Raw genomic sequence first — 14,178 nt, 5'->3', positions numbered from 1 at the left:
TTGGTTGGATACCGTTGGAGCACCGGCGAAATCGGGTCTACCAGCGTGTATCGGCACATCAGTTCAGTACTTAAGGGGCATCCCCTGGGATGCGCCGCCCTTGCCCGCGCCCCACGCAGACTCACAAGCCACCACTTGCGGCACCACGCGGATACCGACACGCCGATTGGCCCTTCGCCCAGCTTCGGTGTCGTCTCCAGCTATGGGCTGACCGGCGGCGACGCCCTGGACGGCTAGGCAACCGGCGGGGATTTTGCCCACGTGCTGCATCCAGTCCCGCACTGCAACAGCACGGGCGTTTGAGAGTTGCAGGTTCTGTTCCGATGAACCTGTCCCGTCGGTATGGCCTGAAATGACGATCAACCCGTCTGGCTGGGCCTTGATATCCACCAAGGCCTTGACCAAGGTATCGGTCGAACCAGGCTTGAGCTGCGAACTGCCGACATCGAACAGCGACAGGCTGTCCAACTGCACCGGAGCGGGCAAGACCAACGCTGACCTCGCGCTCATCCGCCACCCGACAACCCCTGCGACGAGAGCGAAGACGAGCGCCGCGCCGCACAGCCATGGCGAAAAGTGCCCCTTACGATGGGTCATGTCCGGCGGGGGCAGGACCACAATGGGTATCGCCAATGCCGGCTCTGTCATTCCCATGGGAAGCAGTGCCGCTTCGATACGTTGATCGCATCGTTCCAAACGTTGGATCAGCTGGTTGACCTGCTGGCGCAGAGACTGGAGAGCCGGCAGCGGCGTGGATGCGTAGCTTGCCAGCCGCTCAGTCAGGCAGCCCAACGCACCATCGAGCTCAAGCAACGCGCGCTGATCGTTGGTCGTCAGCGCCAGGCCACGCAGCAGCGTTTGCAGCTGTGCGAACAACCACCCCAACGTATCCAGGCGCACCCGCACCGACGGCGGCCACAGGCTGGGCCATTGACCGCTGAGCGTCTTCAACAATCGAACGCCTTGGACCATGCCGTCCAAACCGTGACGCTGGCTTCGAGCCAGCGCATAGAAGCTGACGGTTTGCAGCTCCGCACCGTTGAGTTGCAGCAGCACAAGGCATAACTGCTCGACTTTTTGCCAATCCACGTCTGGGCAGGCGCCATGGCCCAATCTGGCCAACTCGTCGCGCAAAGCGACGAACTCAGCATAGCCGCGCGGATCGCCACCGATTCGAACATGCACTTCAAACAACGCGCTCATCGCGCTTGCCTTGCGTTATCCGTTCCCGTTGCCGCCACATGGTTCTGTCGCTTCAGGTGACGCATCAGGACTTTGCCCTCCGGTCCCAACGTGGTACCGAAAGTTACCCGGCGCCCTCCTTTCAACTGCACGTCCAGGGCGCACTCCAAATGCCCCGGCAGTAATTGCGGCAGTAGCTCGATGGCGAGCGCCGTCAATCGCGGTTCGTATTTGAGCAGGGTATGGGTCATGGCCTTCATCAACGTATGGGCGGTAGCCGGTAGCCCCTGCAAAATGGTTCCCATGTCGGGAAGTCCATAATCCGGTAAATGGCTGAGGCTGCCGGCCCGGCTGTTGAGGATGCGTTGCAGGTTGTCCAGGACCGACAGCGCGTGCTGGTCCTGCTCGCTGACGCGATGCAAATCCAGTTCACCATTGAAGTTTTGCAGCAGCATTTCATAGAGCGAAGGGTTGGGCTCGGTCATGGATCAGTCCTTCGCCAACGGGCGCAACGTCAGTTGGTTGGCGCCTATCTCGATGAGCCGTGCCCGATCCGGGTCCAGGTCTTCGCGCCTCAGCAGCAGGCGCCAGGAGCCTAACGCGGCGTCTGGACTTCGAAACAAGCCCACCAGCGCCACTACCCGCGTGCGGGGGTCCATGGGCACGCTCAACAGCGCCCCTGCCCCGGGTTTCACCACCACGGCGCGTTTGTCCAGCAATGCACCTTCGAACAGGTTGTCGTCTGTGTTCACCAGCCCGTCGTAGGTGGCCTGCTCCAACGCGGTACTGTCGCGTAACTGGTAAACCCGCACCAAGGTGGGCAGCGATAAGGCGTTCATGTCCGCGGTTTCGGTGTTGAGCGCGGTTCGTGCGTTGAAATCCAGGTGCAAGGTCTTGACCTGTTTACGGAACATCGTCCCGGTGGTGAACCCCGTGCTCGGCTCGACGGTCTGCGCCGCTCCACACCCGCCAAGCGCAGCGACCAGCACCGTGAGTGCCAACCGGTTAATAAAGGTATGTGACATGTTGTGTTTCCCTGATCCGTGGGTTGGTCGAAAGGCCCTGGTAGCGGCCCATATTGATCGTGAGGGTGTCCTGTTCTCGCGGCTGCCAGGTGTCTGAACCCAAGCCCAGCACACCGGTCATTCCCAGTCGTATCTGCCGATGCCCCAGTATCGGAGTTGGCAGGCTGCTTACCGCGATGGTCAATTGCAGCGTCGCGGTGCAGCGCCATCCCAGGTACACCCGCAGGAGTACAAGCAGGTCGCGGTGAAGCGCTCCGCCGGGCAACCAGTCATTGGCCTCCTGCGCGTCGTCGGTGGACAGCACCAAGTGCAGCTGGCTGTTGACGTCTTGCCCGACATTGCCCAGCGGCGTGCCCTTGGACAAGCGTAGGTTGAAGAATCAGCGTGAGCTGGGTGAACAAATGAATGTCGGCGTAGAGCGCAAAAAAGCGGTTGAGCATTTCACCGAACAGACTGATATCGCCGTCCCCCGAAAAGCCGTGGGCATCCAAGGTGATTTCAATATCCACCCCGCGCAGCAAAAAGCCATTTTCAAAACGTTGGACCAGGTGATGGTTCACCTCGACAATCGCCGCCAGGCGACGCCGGTTCTGCTCGCTGCCGGTCCAGTCATACAACGCCAACGTCCCGCGCAGCACCTCTGCGCTGTCGAGCATCGGCAAGAAATTGGAGCCCAGGTGGCTCAGGATGCGCCAGTGGAAACGGTCGCGGTTTGGCGGATAGCACGGCAACGTCGGCGCACACAGGTTGCGCACCCGCAGGCCGAACTGGGTGGTTTGAACCGCTGTATCGAGCACCGTGCTCTGCAGCGCTTTGCGTGGCAGCTGGCCGTGGGTGCCGATCAGGTGTAACGACAGGCTGGCGTGGGTATGCAGCCGATCCTCGTCGAAGCCTTCTCCGCCCAGGATCAACCAGGTGTCATACAGCCCATTGGCGGCCCGCTTCAGGCGGCTATGGAAATAACGTTCCGGCGCCTCATCACGCAGCATGCCGCCTTTATGGCGAAAACTGGTGAACGGCACGTAGTCCATGCGCTCGGCGCCTTTGGATGCGGTCACCTGGTCCACCGAATAGATTTCCAGATGGCCATCCTGCAAGCGCATCGGACGCAGCAAGTAATCGGTTTGCAAGGGGTCCAGCGCCAACGGGTCGGCCTCCAGTACGAACAAGTTGATCACCGGCACCGAGTGCAGACGAATATGTTCACGGTTCAGGTCGAAGTTCTGCGGCCAGGGCTTGGACAGCACCACTTCGAGCTCGAACCAGGGCGCGCCGGACTCAAGCGGCAGTTGCTCAAGGCCACAGAGGGTGACGAACATGAATTTTTCACGAAACGTGAAGTACTCAAGCAGCAGTTGATAGCCGCTGAAAGCGCTGTCGCCCTTGGGCCACAGGCGATCCTCGTCGCCAAAGCCCTTGGGGGTGAAATACCAGTCCACCGGCTTGCGATCCGACTGTCCTGGCAAGCGCACATACATTGCCTGCCTGTTCAAGGTCAGGGCTTGGTGCAGTGCGCTGGCCAGTGGCGCATCGGCATTCAAGTACAGCGGCAAGCGGCTCAGGTCGATTTGTGACCAAGGGACGGACGCGCTTCGGACAAAACGCAAACGCAGCAGCGAGCGGCCATCCGGTTCGTGGTCGCGCGCCACGACTGTCAACGCCAGCGGCTGTAACGTCACGTCTTGCGTGGTGGTGTAGCGACAGCAGGTGTGCTGCGGCCCGATGGGGCGCGACAGGATCTCGAACCCTCTGGGGATTCGTTCGCTGCGCTTTATCAAGGCAAGATCCGGCGCCAGCTCGATAATCGACAGGGACGGTATGGTCCGCAAGTAATGCGGCCACAGCAGGCTGACCAAGCCTTCGGTGAGCTCCGGCAGATCATCGTCGAGCTTCTCCCGCAAGCGCCCCATCAAGAATGCAAAGCCCTCGAACAAACGTTCTACGTAAGGGTCTTGCGCCCCCGGCTTGTCGAGATTGAGATATGCCGCCCGGTCCGGGAACGCCTCGGCGAATTCCTTGCCGGCCTCGCGCAAATAACGCATCTCGGCGTCGAAATAGCGCAGTGTCAGATTTTCCATGTCCATAAAAGTCCTGAAATGAGTGTCAGCCGCAAAGCACAGCGGCACGTACCGGATCGATGGCCACCAGCGCCGCCAACAAAGGTTCCATGCGTCGAGCCAGGGCAGGTTTGTCCGTGTCGTTGCGTTGGGCCTTGACCCGCAGCAACCTGAGCAGGCGAGCCTTGACCTCGAAATACAACTCGGGCTCCCACGCGCACAGGTCATGGTGCTGTGAAGCGGTGTCCAGTTCCCCCAGCAGGTGGATGGCCAGCTCACTTTTGCCGAACTGTTCTGCCACCCTCGCCATCAGCAGGCGCAGCAGCCATCGTTGGCGTGCGCAAACAATGTCCGGGCGCGCCGCCAGCCAAGCCAGCGCTTGCTCGACCCCTTCTTTGTCGGCCTGCGCCAGGGCTTCGGTTTCCCACGACAAGATGTCGGCATCGCCGATGACCGGTGCCGACGATGGCGCGGCCAACCCTTGCTCCGGGCGGTCTGCGCTGGCTTGCTGGGCAATCCACTCACGTGTGGTCTCATCGGCGAAAGGCGTGCCGTCGCGCCAGCGCAGCAGCTCCAACCCCGGCAACCGATCCAAAAACATGCCCAGGTCACGTCGGACGACATCAGCCCAGCACACCTGCGGCGCCGGTTGTCGACTCAGTGCCTGATACACATACCACTGCAAATCCAACCAGAAATGGTTCACGCCTTCGGCATAGATTCGTTCCGCGTGATCGAGCAACTGGGTCCAGCCCTGCTGCAAGTACAAACGCTTGAGCTGCGCCCGATAGTCAGCCTTGGGCGGCGTCAGCCGGGTGTTGCCATCGGCGTCCTCGGGCGGCGCCTCTTGCACCGTGTCCCAGCGCAGGCTCTTCATCACGCGGTGGGCCGCCAGCCAACCCTGAGGTTGATCACGCAGATAACCAGCCAAGGCCCGGCCGTGGTCCAACAGATCCCGACCGGACTTGATCGCGATAGCAGCCGAAGCCCCGGCCTGGGCTTGCGATTCCTGGCTGGCGGTACTCTGCGGGACCAGCGCCTCCATGCCTTCGGACCGAGCCAATCGGGCGGATAACGCGGCATACAGGGCCCCTAGGCAAGGACGTTGATCGTCAGGCCATGCCGTCAGGCCCTGCTCCAGCCAGGCCAATGCCGCGGCGGTGCGCTCGGCCTCGGTTTTCACCACCTCCGGATACCGCCACAGCGTATCGAGCAGCTTTTCGCCGGCCAGCCACTGCAACGCCATCTTGCGGCTGTTCGGTCGCACGGGCAGTACCGTATCGGTGAACCGCTCCACCAGCGCCGCCAACAGGCTCAAACCGTCGGCCAGCCCGGCTTCGCCGTCCCTGCACAAGCGAGCCCACACGTAATAGGTGGCGACGCGTAAATCCTTACATTTGCGGGTCAGTAGCTCTTCACCCAGTTGGGCCACTCGTTCAGCATCGGCGCCGGACAGCTTGCCAACCTCTTCGCGCATGCATTGAAAATCATCGTCATAGCCAGGGTCGTGCCCAACGGGTGCCGCTTCGCTGATGGGCTGCAGCCAGGGTTGCCAGCGTGCGGCCTGTTCACGGGCGATGGCCAAGGCGTCGCGCTTGCCCAGGCAATGGGTGATCAGGTTTTGCAGGCTCATCGGAGCACCTCATTGCGCGCCAGAGGCACCGCTGGTCCGCCCTCAGCCAAAAATATCCGCCCCGGCAACGTAAACCCTCGCAACTTCAAAAGCGCCATCGGCCCGGCATCCAGTTCGGTGCGCAGGTGCCACGTCAGGCCCAGACCATCGGGCGCCTTGAGCACCATGCGGTAGCGGCTGTCGCCATCGTCCAGCGCGGTGAACGTGGCCTGTTCCAGCAAGCGGATCAGCCCCCAGGCGCCGGCGTAGTCGGCGAACAACCGTTCGCCGGTGTGGACGCTGGTCCACGTCAGGCTGACGCCGGGGTAGTCGCTGCGCCCCGGCCAGCCGAAGCGCTGCCAGCGCTCCTTCTGGTTGAAGTAGTGGTGTTTCTCTCCGTTGAGGATGAAGGTGGTTTGCACCACATCGCGCACGCCTTTGCCGCTCAGTTCAAAACTCAAGCCCAGGCCGCCGTCGGTGTAGAGCACGTCGGCCAGATCGCTCAGTTGATTGACCGCCTCCAGGAATTGGGGATTGACGCGCAAACCGCGACCGTGGCGGGGATCGGCCACCCAGCGGTTGCCTTCCTTGCGCAACACGCCGCTCAACTGGCTGTGGAGAAAACGTTCGATGCGCCCCGTGTCGGCGCGGATCATTTGCCCCAGCATCGGCAACGAAGCATCGCTGGCCGTCGCGGCGAAGGGATAACGCCCGGTAAAGGCCGCGTTCCAATGCTCGACGATCGAACGCCGCCACTGGCTGTTGAGGCCCGCCGCCGACGGTTGCAGCACTCGCTGCCAGGCCTGCTCCAGCGGTTGCACGAACAGCGTTTCGCCCACGCCGGCCCATTGCGCACCGAGGCTGGCGGCCATCAGGCGGCCATAGGATTGGGTATCGGTGAGGTCGATGCCCCGGCCCTGGAACACCGTCTGCGCCAGGGCCTGGGTCATTTCCATGGGGTCGCTGGCCGTGTTGATCTGTTGCAGTTTCAGGCGCACGCGGGTCACTTGGGTGAGGTAGGCCTGGAGGCTCAAATGGTCAGCGCCACCCTTGCCCAGCAAGGCCAACAACGGGCCGAACGTCGGATCCAGCGGGCCGCTCGGCAGGTCGGCCAGCGGGTCTATGGGAGGGGCCTTGTCCGGGCCGATGAGCTTGTGCGCGGACCTCATCAGCGAGTCGCCCAGGGCCGGGACCCGGGTGCCCGCCTGCCCTTGATAGGCCAGGGTATTGATCAACGCGAGCAACGGCGATTGGCGCACGTCGCTCATCAGCGTCAACTGGTCGATGACCTGTTCCAGGCTTTTGGGTTGATTGCCCCGCAGGCTGTTGAGAAACACCAGCCAGGCGCCCGCGTAGTCCTTGAAATAACGTTCGGTCAGGCGCGCCTTGAGCTCGCCGGGCGTCAAGCGCACATCGATGTCACCGGGGCGATCACTGAGCACCCAATCGATTTCTTCGCGGCGCGCCTGGGTGATGTCATCGATGGCCTGGCGCACCTGGCCCTCCCAGGCCTGGCGCGTGAACACTCCCGGCACGCTGGCCTTGCTGGAAAACAACCCGGCGGCTTCGGTGTCGCCCACCATCTGTTGCAGGCCCAGGGCTGGATAGTACGGGGTGGCGTCGTCCAGCACCCGTTGATACAGGCTGGCCTCGGCGTTGCGTTGGCCCAATTGGTCGAGCAGTACCTGGCGCACCTGCGCCACCAACCGCGGGTCGGCCTCGATGCGCCAGTCCGGGTGCGCGGCCAGTTGCTCGGCGTAGAACTGCCACAGGTTCGGTGCGAGGATCTGCCAGAGCCCTGGCGAAATTCCGTCACGCGTGGGTTCGGCGTGGCCCAGGGTCTTGACCAACAGGGGCGCCTCGGCTTTGTCCGGGCGCGCCATCATCAGGTAAGCCTTGAGCTGATCGTAGGCCATACGCGTGCGCTCAACGCGCTCGGGGCTGCCCGGCGCCAGCTTGACCAGCGCCTCCAGTTGCCCGCGCAACCTCGCCGCCGCCGGGTCGCGCACCAGGCGGTTATTGGCCTCGACATACCGGGGCCACAACAGCTCGAGCAAGGTTTCATTGCGGTTCAAGCCAAAGCGCTGGTACCACGGCGCACCGGACACGACACGGTGATCCAGGCGAGCCAGCACGTGGACGAGCGCTTCGAGCGCCAACAGTTGCTCCTCTTGGGTGGATGACTGTTGCAACGCCGTTGACAAGGCCTGCGCCTCGACGATCTGCGCCCGATTGCTCACAAAGGACAGCGCCATCCCCGCGCCCCACACCAGCGCCAGGCCCATGAACAGCCCATAGACGACTCGCGGCGCGCCCCACCCCAACCGCGCGCCGACGGCCTTGTCGCGCTGCACGCCGTGCCACGCCGGGTCCGGCCACCAGAAATGCTCGCCGTCAGCGCTTTGCGTCACGCGCAGTGGCAGGCTGAACCACAACCCTCGCAGCATCACCCCCGGGTTGAACCCACTCAACGACGGCGCCAGCGCCTGCCGCCAACGGGCAATGCCCTCGGCCTGCAAATCTCGGGACAGGCGCAGCAGGAAATCGTGGTGCATCCGCTTCTTGATCTTCATCTGGGCAAAGCCCTGGCAACGCAACGGCTCGACCAGATCCTCCAGGCACGCCTCCAGCAGCGACGGCGTCACCTTGGCCGGCAACAGACAACCCACCGGCTGGCTCTCGCGCCCGTCCTGGGACCAGCCGCTCTCGCACACCTGCCACAAGTGCAACGGCAACCGTCGGCGTAGCCGCCGAGCCAGCCCCTGCAACTGCCGCATGCCCTTGGCCAGCGCCACCGCATCGGTGCTTTGCGGTTTGTCCAGCGCCCAGACCACCCCATCCAGCGCCCGCCAACGGCGTAGGGTGAGCCATGGGTTCAACAGCGGGGTTTGCAATTCTTCCTGGACGCTGCCGCCCCATAGCAGCACGGTGCGTTCGCCTTCGAGCCATTTCTTTTTCGCCAGCTCCGGGGCGATGGCGGCGATCTGGGTGGGCTCGCCGACGATGAGCAGCAGACGGACCTTGTGGCGCCAGAGGGGGCCGTATTGGAAGTGGAGGTTTTCGCGTAGCTCAATCGACGATCTTTCATGCATCGAGTTGGGGTCTGCCTTGTTGAGCGGTAATAGCGGGCTGATGTGTGTCTGATACTTTCGATACGCCGAACGCCCCAATGCATGGCCTAGAAAATGGAATCCACCCAGGAACGACACCACGACGAAGGCTACCGCAGATATGCCCAGCAACCCGAGGGCCTGATGGTCGCTACCAGGCTGAACGCCCAGTGTTTGAGGGTACCGTCGGGCATGCACACGCTTAGCCGGGTTGCCTTGAGCTTACCAAGGCCCAATGCGTCGGTATCGAACTCGACGGCCGTCACGCCCCAGGGATGCGCCAAGGCCAAGCCGGCGCGTTGCTCGTTGGCCCACGCTTCCCAGCGCGCCTGTTGTTGAAACTGTTGCGCAGACAACAGGGTGCCGGACGTCCATAAGGGACGATCGATTTTCATGGCGTCATTTCCTTGAAAGCGAGTCAGGCTTTCGCCTTGGGCATTTGCGAGACCAGGGATAAGTTGACGTCCATGCCCTCGACCTGAAAGTGCGGCACTGCGTACAACTTGACCCGGAAGAAACCGGGGTTGTCCTCGATGTCCTCCACCGTCACCTTTGCGTCACGAAGAGGGTGCGAAGCCTGCAGGTCATCGCCCGGATCGGTCATTTCGGTGACAAGTCCGCCGATCCACTTGTTGAGCTCCAGCTCCAGCAAACGACGATCCTTGGTGGTGCCGATGTTTTCGCGTTGGATCAACTTCAAATAATGGGCAATGCGCGAGAGCAGGAAGATATAGGGCAGCCGTGCGTTGATCCGGCTGTTGGCGGTAGCATCCGCGGTGTCGTACAACGCAGGTTTCTGAGCCGAGCTGGCGGAGAAGAAACAGGCGTAGTCGCGGTTCTTGTAATACGACAAAGGAATGAAACCGAGATTGGCGAATTCAAATTCGCGGGTTTCCGGGATCATCACCTCTGAAGGAATCTTCACCTGGTTGCCAGTGCCCAGGTCATACAAGTGGATCGGCAGGTCGGTGACTGCGCCGCCCGATTGAGGCCCACGGATCTGCACGCACCATCCATTGGCGATGAAGCTCTTGACCATGTTGGCGGCAAAGGCAAAGGATGCGTTGGTCCACAAATACCTGTCGTGATCGGGGCCCTTGACGCTCTCGATGTGATTGAAGCTGCGCACTGGCACGGTATCCGGGCCATAGGGCAGGCGACCCAGGACCCTCGGCATGGTCAGGCCGATGTATCGCGCATCGTCACTGTCGCGAAACGCCTTCCACTTGATGTATTCGGCGCGATCGAAATAGTTGCCGATGTCCTTGATGGCAGCCACTTCCTCCATGGATCGCTTGCCGAAAAATGCCGGCCCCACCGAACCGATGAAGGGCATATGGGCTGCCGCGGCGACTTTCGAAATATTACGCAGCAAGGCGATGTCCTGCGGGCTACGATCGAACTCGTAGTTGGAGATCGCTGCCGCGATCGGCTCTCCGCCCGGCGTGTCGTATTCACGGGTATAGGTATGCAGGTACAGCCCGCTCTGGGCGATTTCGGGGGCGTCTTCGAAGTCTCGTACCAGATCATCCTTGCTGATATCCAGCAGTTCTATTCGCACGTTCTGTCGAAAATCGGTCTGGTCGACCAGGGACTTTACGCCGCGCCAGGTTGATTCGATCCTTTGGAATTCGGCGTGATGCATGACCGCATCAAGTTGACGACTGATTTGCATGTCGAGCAACGCTATATGCTCATCCAGCAGCACTTTGTCCAATCGTTCCACTCTGTGCGGCGATTCCTTGAGCAACTTCAAGAACACACTGACAGCGGCAGTGACGCGCTCGTCAACCGAGGCCTCGGACAGCGCCTCGGCATGCTGGAAAGTTTCGATGCTTCCCAACTCCGCGATGGGATTCAAATTGATCTTACTGAACAGGGCTGCATAAACTCCCTTATCTTCAGCCAATACTGTAGCGCCGCGCGAGTGCACGTTATTACTTTCAGTAGACATATGAATTTACTCTTTGGGCTGCCGCCCGTATTTGATTAGCGAATGTCTTTTGGCGCCAAGGCCGCCAATTCGTCCCGCAGTTCATTGCTGAGCGCATCATCCTGGAGGATGCGCTCCAATTCTTGACGGAAGGCCATGTTATCAAGCAGGTTCGACTTCAAGTCGCGTAGAAGATTGCGCATGGCCAGCAGCGCCCGTAACTGAGGGATCTGCCTGGCTACTTGTTCCGGCTCAAAGTCTTTCATGCGATGAAACTGCAGTTCGATTGAAATATCCTCCCCGTTGTCCGCCAATGTGTTATGCGCAGCGATCGTCAAAGTTGGCGAAAACTCGGCCAGGACATGATCGACGTTGTGCTTGTTGATATTGATCTTGTCCCTGACGGATAAAGGGCGCTGTTCCCTGCCGTTGCTGTAATCTCCCATCACCATCAATTTGAGTGGCAACTCAACTTTCTTTTGCGCGCCGCCAGTGTGCAGATCAAGTTTGATATTGACCCTGCTCTTGGGTACTTCATTCTGGAAACTGTATGAAGCCATGCCTATTCCTCTCAAACCGGATGTTAAGTGTTCGCTGTACAAACATAGCGAAGCGGCGCAGAGCCGGACAGGTCTAGACCTAGGCCATTTCTACGAAAGAGAATGGACTCACAAGCTGTCGGAAAATGGCCTACAGATACGGTTTACAACGAAGCGTTGCCGACGTCGGTGCGCGGTTGACACCCGAGACGCGAAGGAGAGGCTTACAAACGAGGAATGACGCAAACCCATTTTCAAGCCGGGTTTCGCGGCGTCTATCTTGGGAGCGGTTGCCGCCATGCGAAGTTCAAGGCTTTTGTCTTCCGGATGATCTATACCTTCAGGTACACGTCGTCAGGCCAAGGGACAGGCCGACGTGTAGCCAATAATAATGTCGTGCCCTCGGTCGGGTGCTGCTTGCTTTGGACAGCAGGAGGCTATTTGCGCGCCGCCTCCCTCAATAGAATGGCGCGCCTTTCAATGCCTGAAGTAACGATCATGAGCCGGATCACCCGCGTATTGAATGACCGTACCAGCGTATTGTCGCTGCTCTGCCTGCTCCTGGCTGTCGATAGCGCGTGCGGCGAGCCCCAGGTCATTGAACTGCACATTCTCGACGCGCCCCCGTTGACACTCCTCAACGACCCCAGGGGCCACGGCATTGTCGGCGATGTCGCCGTGAAGGCGATCACCCGCGCCGGGTATGCGGTAAAGATCCATGTGCTTCCCTGGGCCAGGGCGCAAAAGCACGTCAGCGAGGAGCATGACTTCTTGATAGCGCCGCTGTCGCGCATTCCGGGGCGAGAAACCCGCTTCACCTGGATTTCGTCGATCATGCCCATGGAGCGCGCGTTCTTCAGCCTCGATCATAAGGTCGGCAGCTTTGCCCAAGCGAAAGAAACCTTTCGCAAGGTGGGCGTCGGCCTGGGCAGCGCGCAAGAGGAAATCCTGCGCACCGAGGGCTTCCGGGACGACCAGATCTACCCGTTGGCCATCGGCGACAACCCTGCCCAAATGCTCCTGATGGGGCGCATCGATGCCTGGTTCAACGGCGTGCCCGAAAGCCGATATATCTGGCCAAAAGTGTCCAAGCGCAAGCTCCTCATGAGTTCAGTGGGCAGCAGTGCCGACCTCTATCTCGCGTGTTCCAGGCAATGCTCGGCGAAACTCGTCGAGGATTTGCGCGGCGCGGTGGAAGCGTTGCGCAATGAAGGGGCGATCAAGCATATCCATGATCTTTATGTCCCGTGACATCGCCGAGCGGGCGATGGCATCAGTCTTGCGAACCACCTGAAGGGATATCAACTGGATTGATAGCCAACTAACGAAAGCCCCGCGATAGAGGCCTCGTCGATGACTTATATCATTCCGGATGATAGTTACCTTTGTTTCATTCGATTCGTTCCTCTGCGCCTCGACACGCATCATCCGCCCATCTCAATACACTTGGCGGATGCTATCCATGGAACATTCACTTTCTAAATTGCGCTTTCCCCTCGCACTGTTGGCGGTGCTGGTGATCAGCGCTTGCGGTAAGACTCCCGATACGGCAGCTTCGATGCCGGCGGCCAAAGTCAGCGTGGCCAAGGTGCTGGAGCAGCCCGTCAACGAATGGGATGAATTCACCGGGCGCCTCGAAGCGCCGGAAACCGTCGAGATACGCCCGCGGGTTTCGGGGCAGATCGATCAAGTTGCTTTCACCGAAGGCGCCCTGGTCAAGAAAGGCGACCTGTTGTTCCAGATCGACCCCCGCCCCTTCCAGGCGGAAGTGCGTCGTCTCGAAGCGCAACTGGCCCAGGCCCGCGCCACCGCGACCCGCAGCGAGAACGAGGCCCAACGTGGCGAGCGCCTGCGTCTGAGCAATGCGATTTCCGCTGAACTGGCGGATTCGCGTACGACCGCTGCACAGGAAGCCCGCGCCGCCGTGGCAGGTATTCAAGCGCAGCTGGACCTGGCCAAGCTGAACCTCAGCTTCACCCGGGTTACCTCGCCCATCAACGGTCGTGTCAGCCGGGCGGAAATCACCGCCGGCAACCTGGTGACCGCCGACGTCACGCCGTTGACCAGTGTGGTGTCCACCGACAAGGTCTACGCCTACTTCGACGCCGACGAGCGTGTGTTCCTCAAGTACACCCAACTTGCCCGCCAAGGCCAGCGCGGCCAAGCCACGCCTGTCTACATGGGCCTGTCCAACGAAGACGGCAATCCGCACCTGGGCCAGATGAACTTCGTCGACAACCAGGTCAACCCACAGACCGGCACGATCCGTGGTCGCGCGGTGTTCGACAATAAAGACGGCGCCTTCACGCCAGGCCTTTATGCCCGACTGAAGCTGGTGGGCAGCGGCACCTATTCCGCCGTGCTGATCAACGACGAAGCCGTAGGCACCGACCTAGGCAAGAAATTCGTCCTGGTGATGGATGGCGAGAACAAGCCGGCCTACCGCGCTGTCGAGCTGGGGCCAAAGATCGAAGGCCTGCGCATCGTGCGCAACGGCCTGAGCAAGGACGACACCATTATCGTCAAGGGGCTGCAACGGGCCCGTCCGGGTTCGCCGGTTACGCCTGAAACCGTGCCGATGGCCAGCGAGCAGACCCTCGCCGCCCTGGCACAACAACGCAAAGCGCTCGAAGCCAGCAATCTGCCCCAGGTCGCGCCCTCCAAGGCAGCGTCCGGAGCGGCAGGCAAACTGGCCTCTGCGTCCCCACGCGGTTAAGGGA

Annotated in this window: 10 protein-coding genes and 2 pseudogenes; 2 read left to right on the top strand and 10 right to left on the bottom strand. The window is 61.1% G+C overall.

All coding sequences use genetic code 11. The features are described 5' to 3' along the window. Positions 1–63: 63 nt before the first annotated feature. The 10 genes and pseudogenes from J3P81_RS12010 to tssB form a co-directional block, all read right to left on the bottom strand. Positions 64–1,203 carry an OmpA family protein gene (locus tag J3P81_RS12010; protein WP_434563964.1) on the bottom strand — a complete coding sequence of 380 codons (1,140 nt, stop codon included), beginning with the start codon at positions 1,201–1,203 and terminating at the stop codon, positions 64–66. Continuing rightward, complete coding sequence (gene tssE, locus J3P81_RS12005) at positions 1,200–1,667, bottom strand: type VI secretion system baseplate subunit TssE (protein ID WP_434563962.1); 468 nt, start codon at positions 1,665–1,667, stop codon at positions 1,200–1,202. Before tssE ends, J3P81_RS12010 begins: the two co-directional genes overlap by 4 nt. A 3-nt stretch (positions 1,668–1,670) precedes the next feature. After that, positions 1,671–2,207 carry a type VI secretion system lipoprotein TssJ gene (gene tssJ / locus J3P81_RS12000; protein ID WP_434563960.1) on the bottom strand — a complete coding sequence of 179 codons (537 nt, stop codon included), beginning with the start codon at positions 2,205–2,207 and terminating at the stop codon, positions 1,671–1,673. After that, positions 2,188–2,571 (bottom strand): annotated as a pseudogene (locus J3P81_RS11995) (type VI secretion system baseplate subunit TssG); the annotation flags it as partial. The pseudogene J3P81_RS11995 and the gene tssJ, both read right to left, overlap by 20 nt. After that, positions 2,477–4,291 carry a type VI secretion system baseplate subunit TssF gene (gene tssF / locus J3P81_RS11990; RefSeq protein ID WP_434563958.1) on the bottom strand — a complete coding sequence of 605 codons (1,815 nt, stop codon included), beginning with the start codon at positions 4,289–4,291 and terminating at the stop codon, positions 2,477–2,479. The gene tssF and the pseudogene J3P81_RS11995, both read right to left, overlap by 95 nt. A 19-nt stretch (positions 4,292–4,310) precedes the next feature. Continuing rightward, positions 4,311–5,897: a type VI secretion system protein TssA gene (tssA, locus tag J3P81_RS11985; RefSeq protein ID WP_434563956.1), complete on the bottom strand. Its 1,587-nt coding sequence runs from the start codon at positions 5,895–5,897 to the stop codon at positions 4,311–4,313. Then, positions 5,894–8,968: an ImcF-related family protein gene (locus J3P81_RS11980; RefSeq protein ID WP_434563954.1), complete on the bottom strand. Its 3,075-nt coding sequence runs from the start codon at positions 8,966–8,968 to the stop codon at positions 5,894–5,896. The genes tssA and J3P81_RS11980 overlap by 4 nt, the downstream gene beginning before the upstream one ends. Before the next feature lie 194 nt (positions 8,969–9,162). Then, positions 9,163–9,381 (bottom strand): annotated as a pseudogene (gene tssK, locus J3P81_RS11975) (type VI secretion system baseplate subunit TssK); the annotation flags it as partial. A gap of 23 nt (positions 9,382–9,404) precedes the next feature. After that, the gene (gene tssC, locus J3P81_RS11970) at positions 9,405–10,940 is read right to left on the bottom strand and encodes a type VI secretion system contractile sheath large subunit (protein WP_434563952.1); all 1,536 of its coding nucleotides are present in this window, start codon (positions 10,938–10,940) and stop codon (positions 9,405–9,407) included. Between the two features lie 35 nt (positions 10,941–10,975). Beyond that, positions 10,976–11,479: a type VI secretion system contractile sheath small subunit gene (tssB, locus tag J3P81_RS11965; protein WP_434563950.1), complete on the bottom strand. Its 504-nt coding sequence runs from the start codon at positions 11,477–11,479 to the stop codon at positions 10,976–10,978. A gap of 477 nt (positions 11,480–11,956) precedes the next feature. Here tssB and J3P81_RS11960 point away from each other — a divergent pair, with 477 nt between their 5' ends. Both J3P81_RS11960 and mexE read left to right on the top strand, forming a co-directional pair. Continuing rightward, positions 11,957–12,709 carry a substrate-binding periplasmic protein gene (locus J3P81_RS11960; protein WP_434564103.1) on the top strand — a complete coding sequence of 251 codons (753 nt, stop codon included), beginning with the start codon at positions 11,957–11,959 and terminating at the stop codon, positions 12,707–12,709. A gap of 211 nt (positions 12,710–12,920) precedes the next feature. Beyond that, on the top strand, positions 12,921–14,174 hold the full coding sequence (gene mexE / locus J3P81_RS11955; protein ID WP_420766875.1) for a multidrug efflux RND transporter periplasmic adaptor subunit MexE: 1,254 nt from the start codon (positions 12,921–12,923) through the stop codon (positions 14,172–14,174). The last annotated feature ends 4 nt before the right edge of the window (positions 14,175–14,178 follow it).

The organism is Pseudomonas sp. R1-6 (assembly GCF_051132115.1).
Lineage (GTDB): Bacteria > Pseudomonadota > Gammaproteobacteria > Pseudomonadales > Pseudomonadaceae > Aquipseudomonas.
The sequence above is the reverse complement of the archived record's forward strand: the minus strand, read 5'-3'. Positions and strand labels throughout refer to the sequence as shown.

Bases quoted from the DNA above. Each gene is read 5' to 3' on its own strand.
- tssJ (WP_434563960.1), bottom strand. From the start codon at position 2,207: ATGTCACATACCTTTATTAACCGGTTGGCACTCACGGTGCTGGTCGCT.
- J3P81_RS11980 (WP_434563954.1), bottom strand. From the start codon at position 8,968: ATGCATGAAAGATCGTCGATTGAGCTACGCGAAAACCTCCACTTCCAA.
- tssC (WP_434563952.1), bottom strand. From the start codon at position 10,940: ATGTCTACTGAAAGTAATAACGTGCACTCGCGCGGCGCTACAGTATTG.
- J3P81_RS12010 (WP_434563964.1), bottom strand. From the start codon at position 1,203: ATGAGCGCGTTGTTTGAAGTGCATGTTCGAATCGGTGGCGATCCGCGC.
- tssA (WP_434563956.1), bottom strand. From the start codon at position 5,897: ATGAGCCTGCAAAACCTGATCACCCATTGCCTGGGCAAGCGCGACGCC.
- tssF (WP_434563958.1), bottom strand. From the start codon at position 4,291: ATGGACATGGAAAATCTGACACTGCGCTATTTCGACGCCGAGATGCGT.
- tssE (WP_434563962.1), bottom strand. From the start codon at position 1,667: ATGACCGAGCCCAACCCTTCGCTCTATGAAATGCTGCTGCAAAACTTC.
- tssB (WP_434563950.1), bottom strand. From the start codon at position 11,479: ATGGCTTCATACAGTTTCCAGAATGAAGTACCCAAGAGCAGGGTCAAT.
- mexE (WP_420766875.1), top strand. From the start codon at position 12,921: ATGGAACATTCACTTTCTAAATTGCGCTTTCCCCTCGCACTGTTGGCG.
- J3P81_RS11960 (WP_434564103.1), top strand. From the start codon at position 11,957: ATGAGCCGGATCACCCGCGTATTGAATGACCGTACCAGCGTATTGTCG.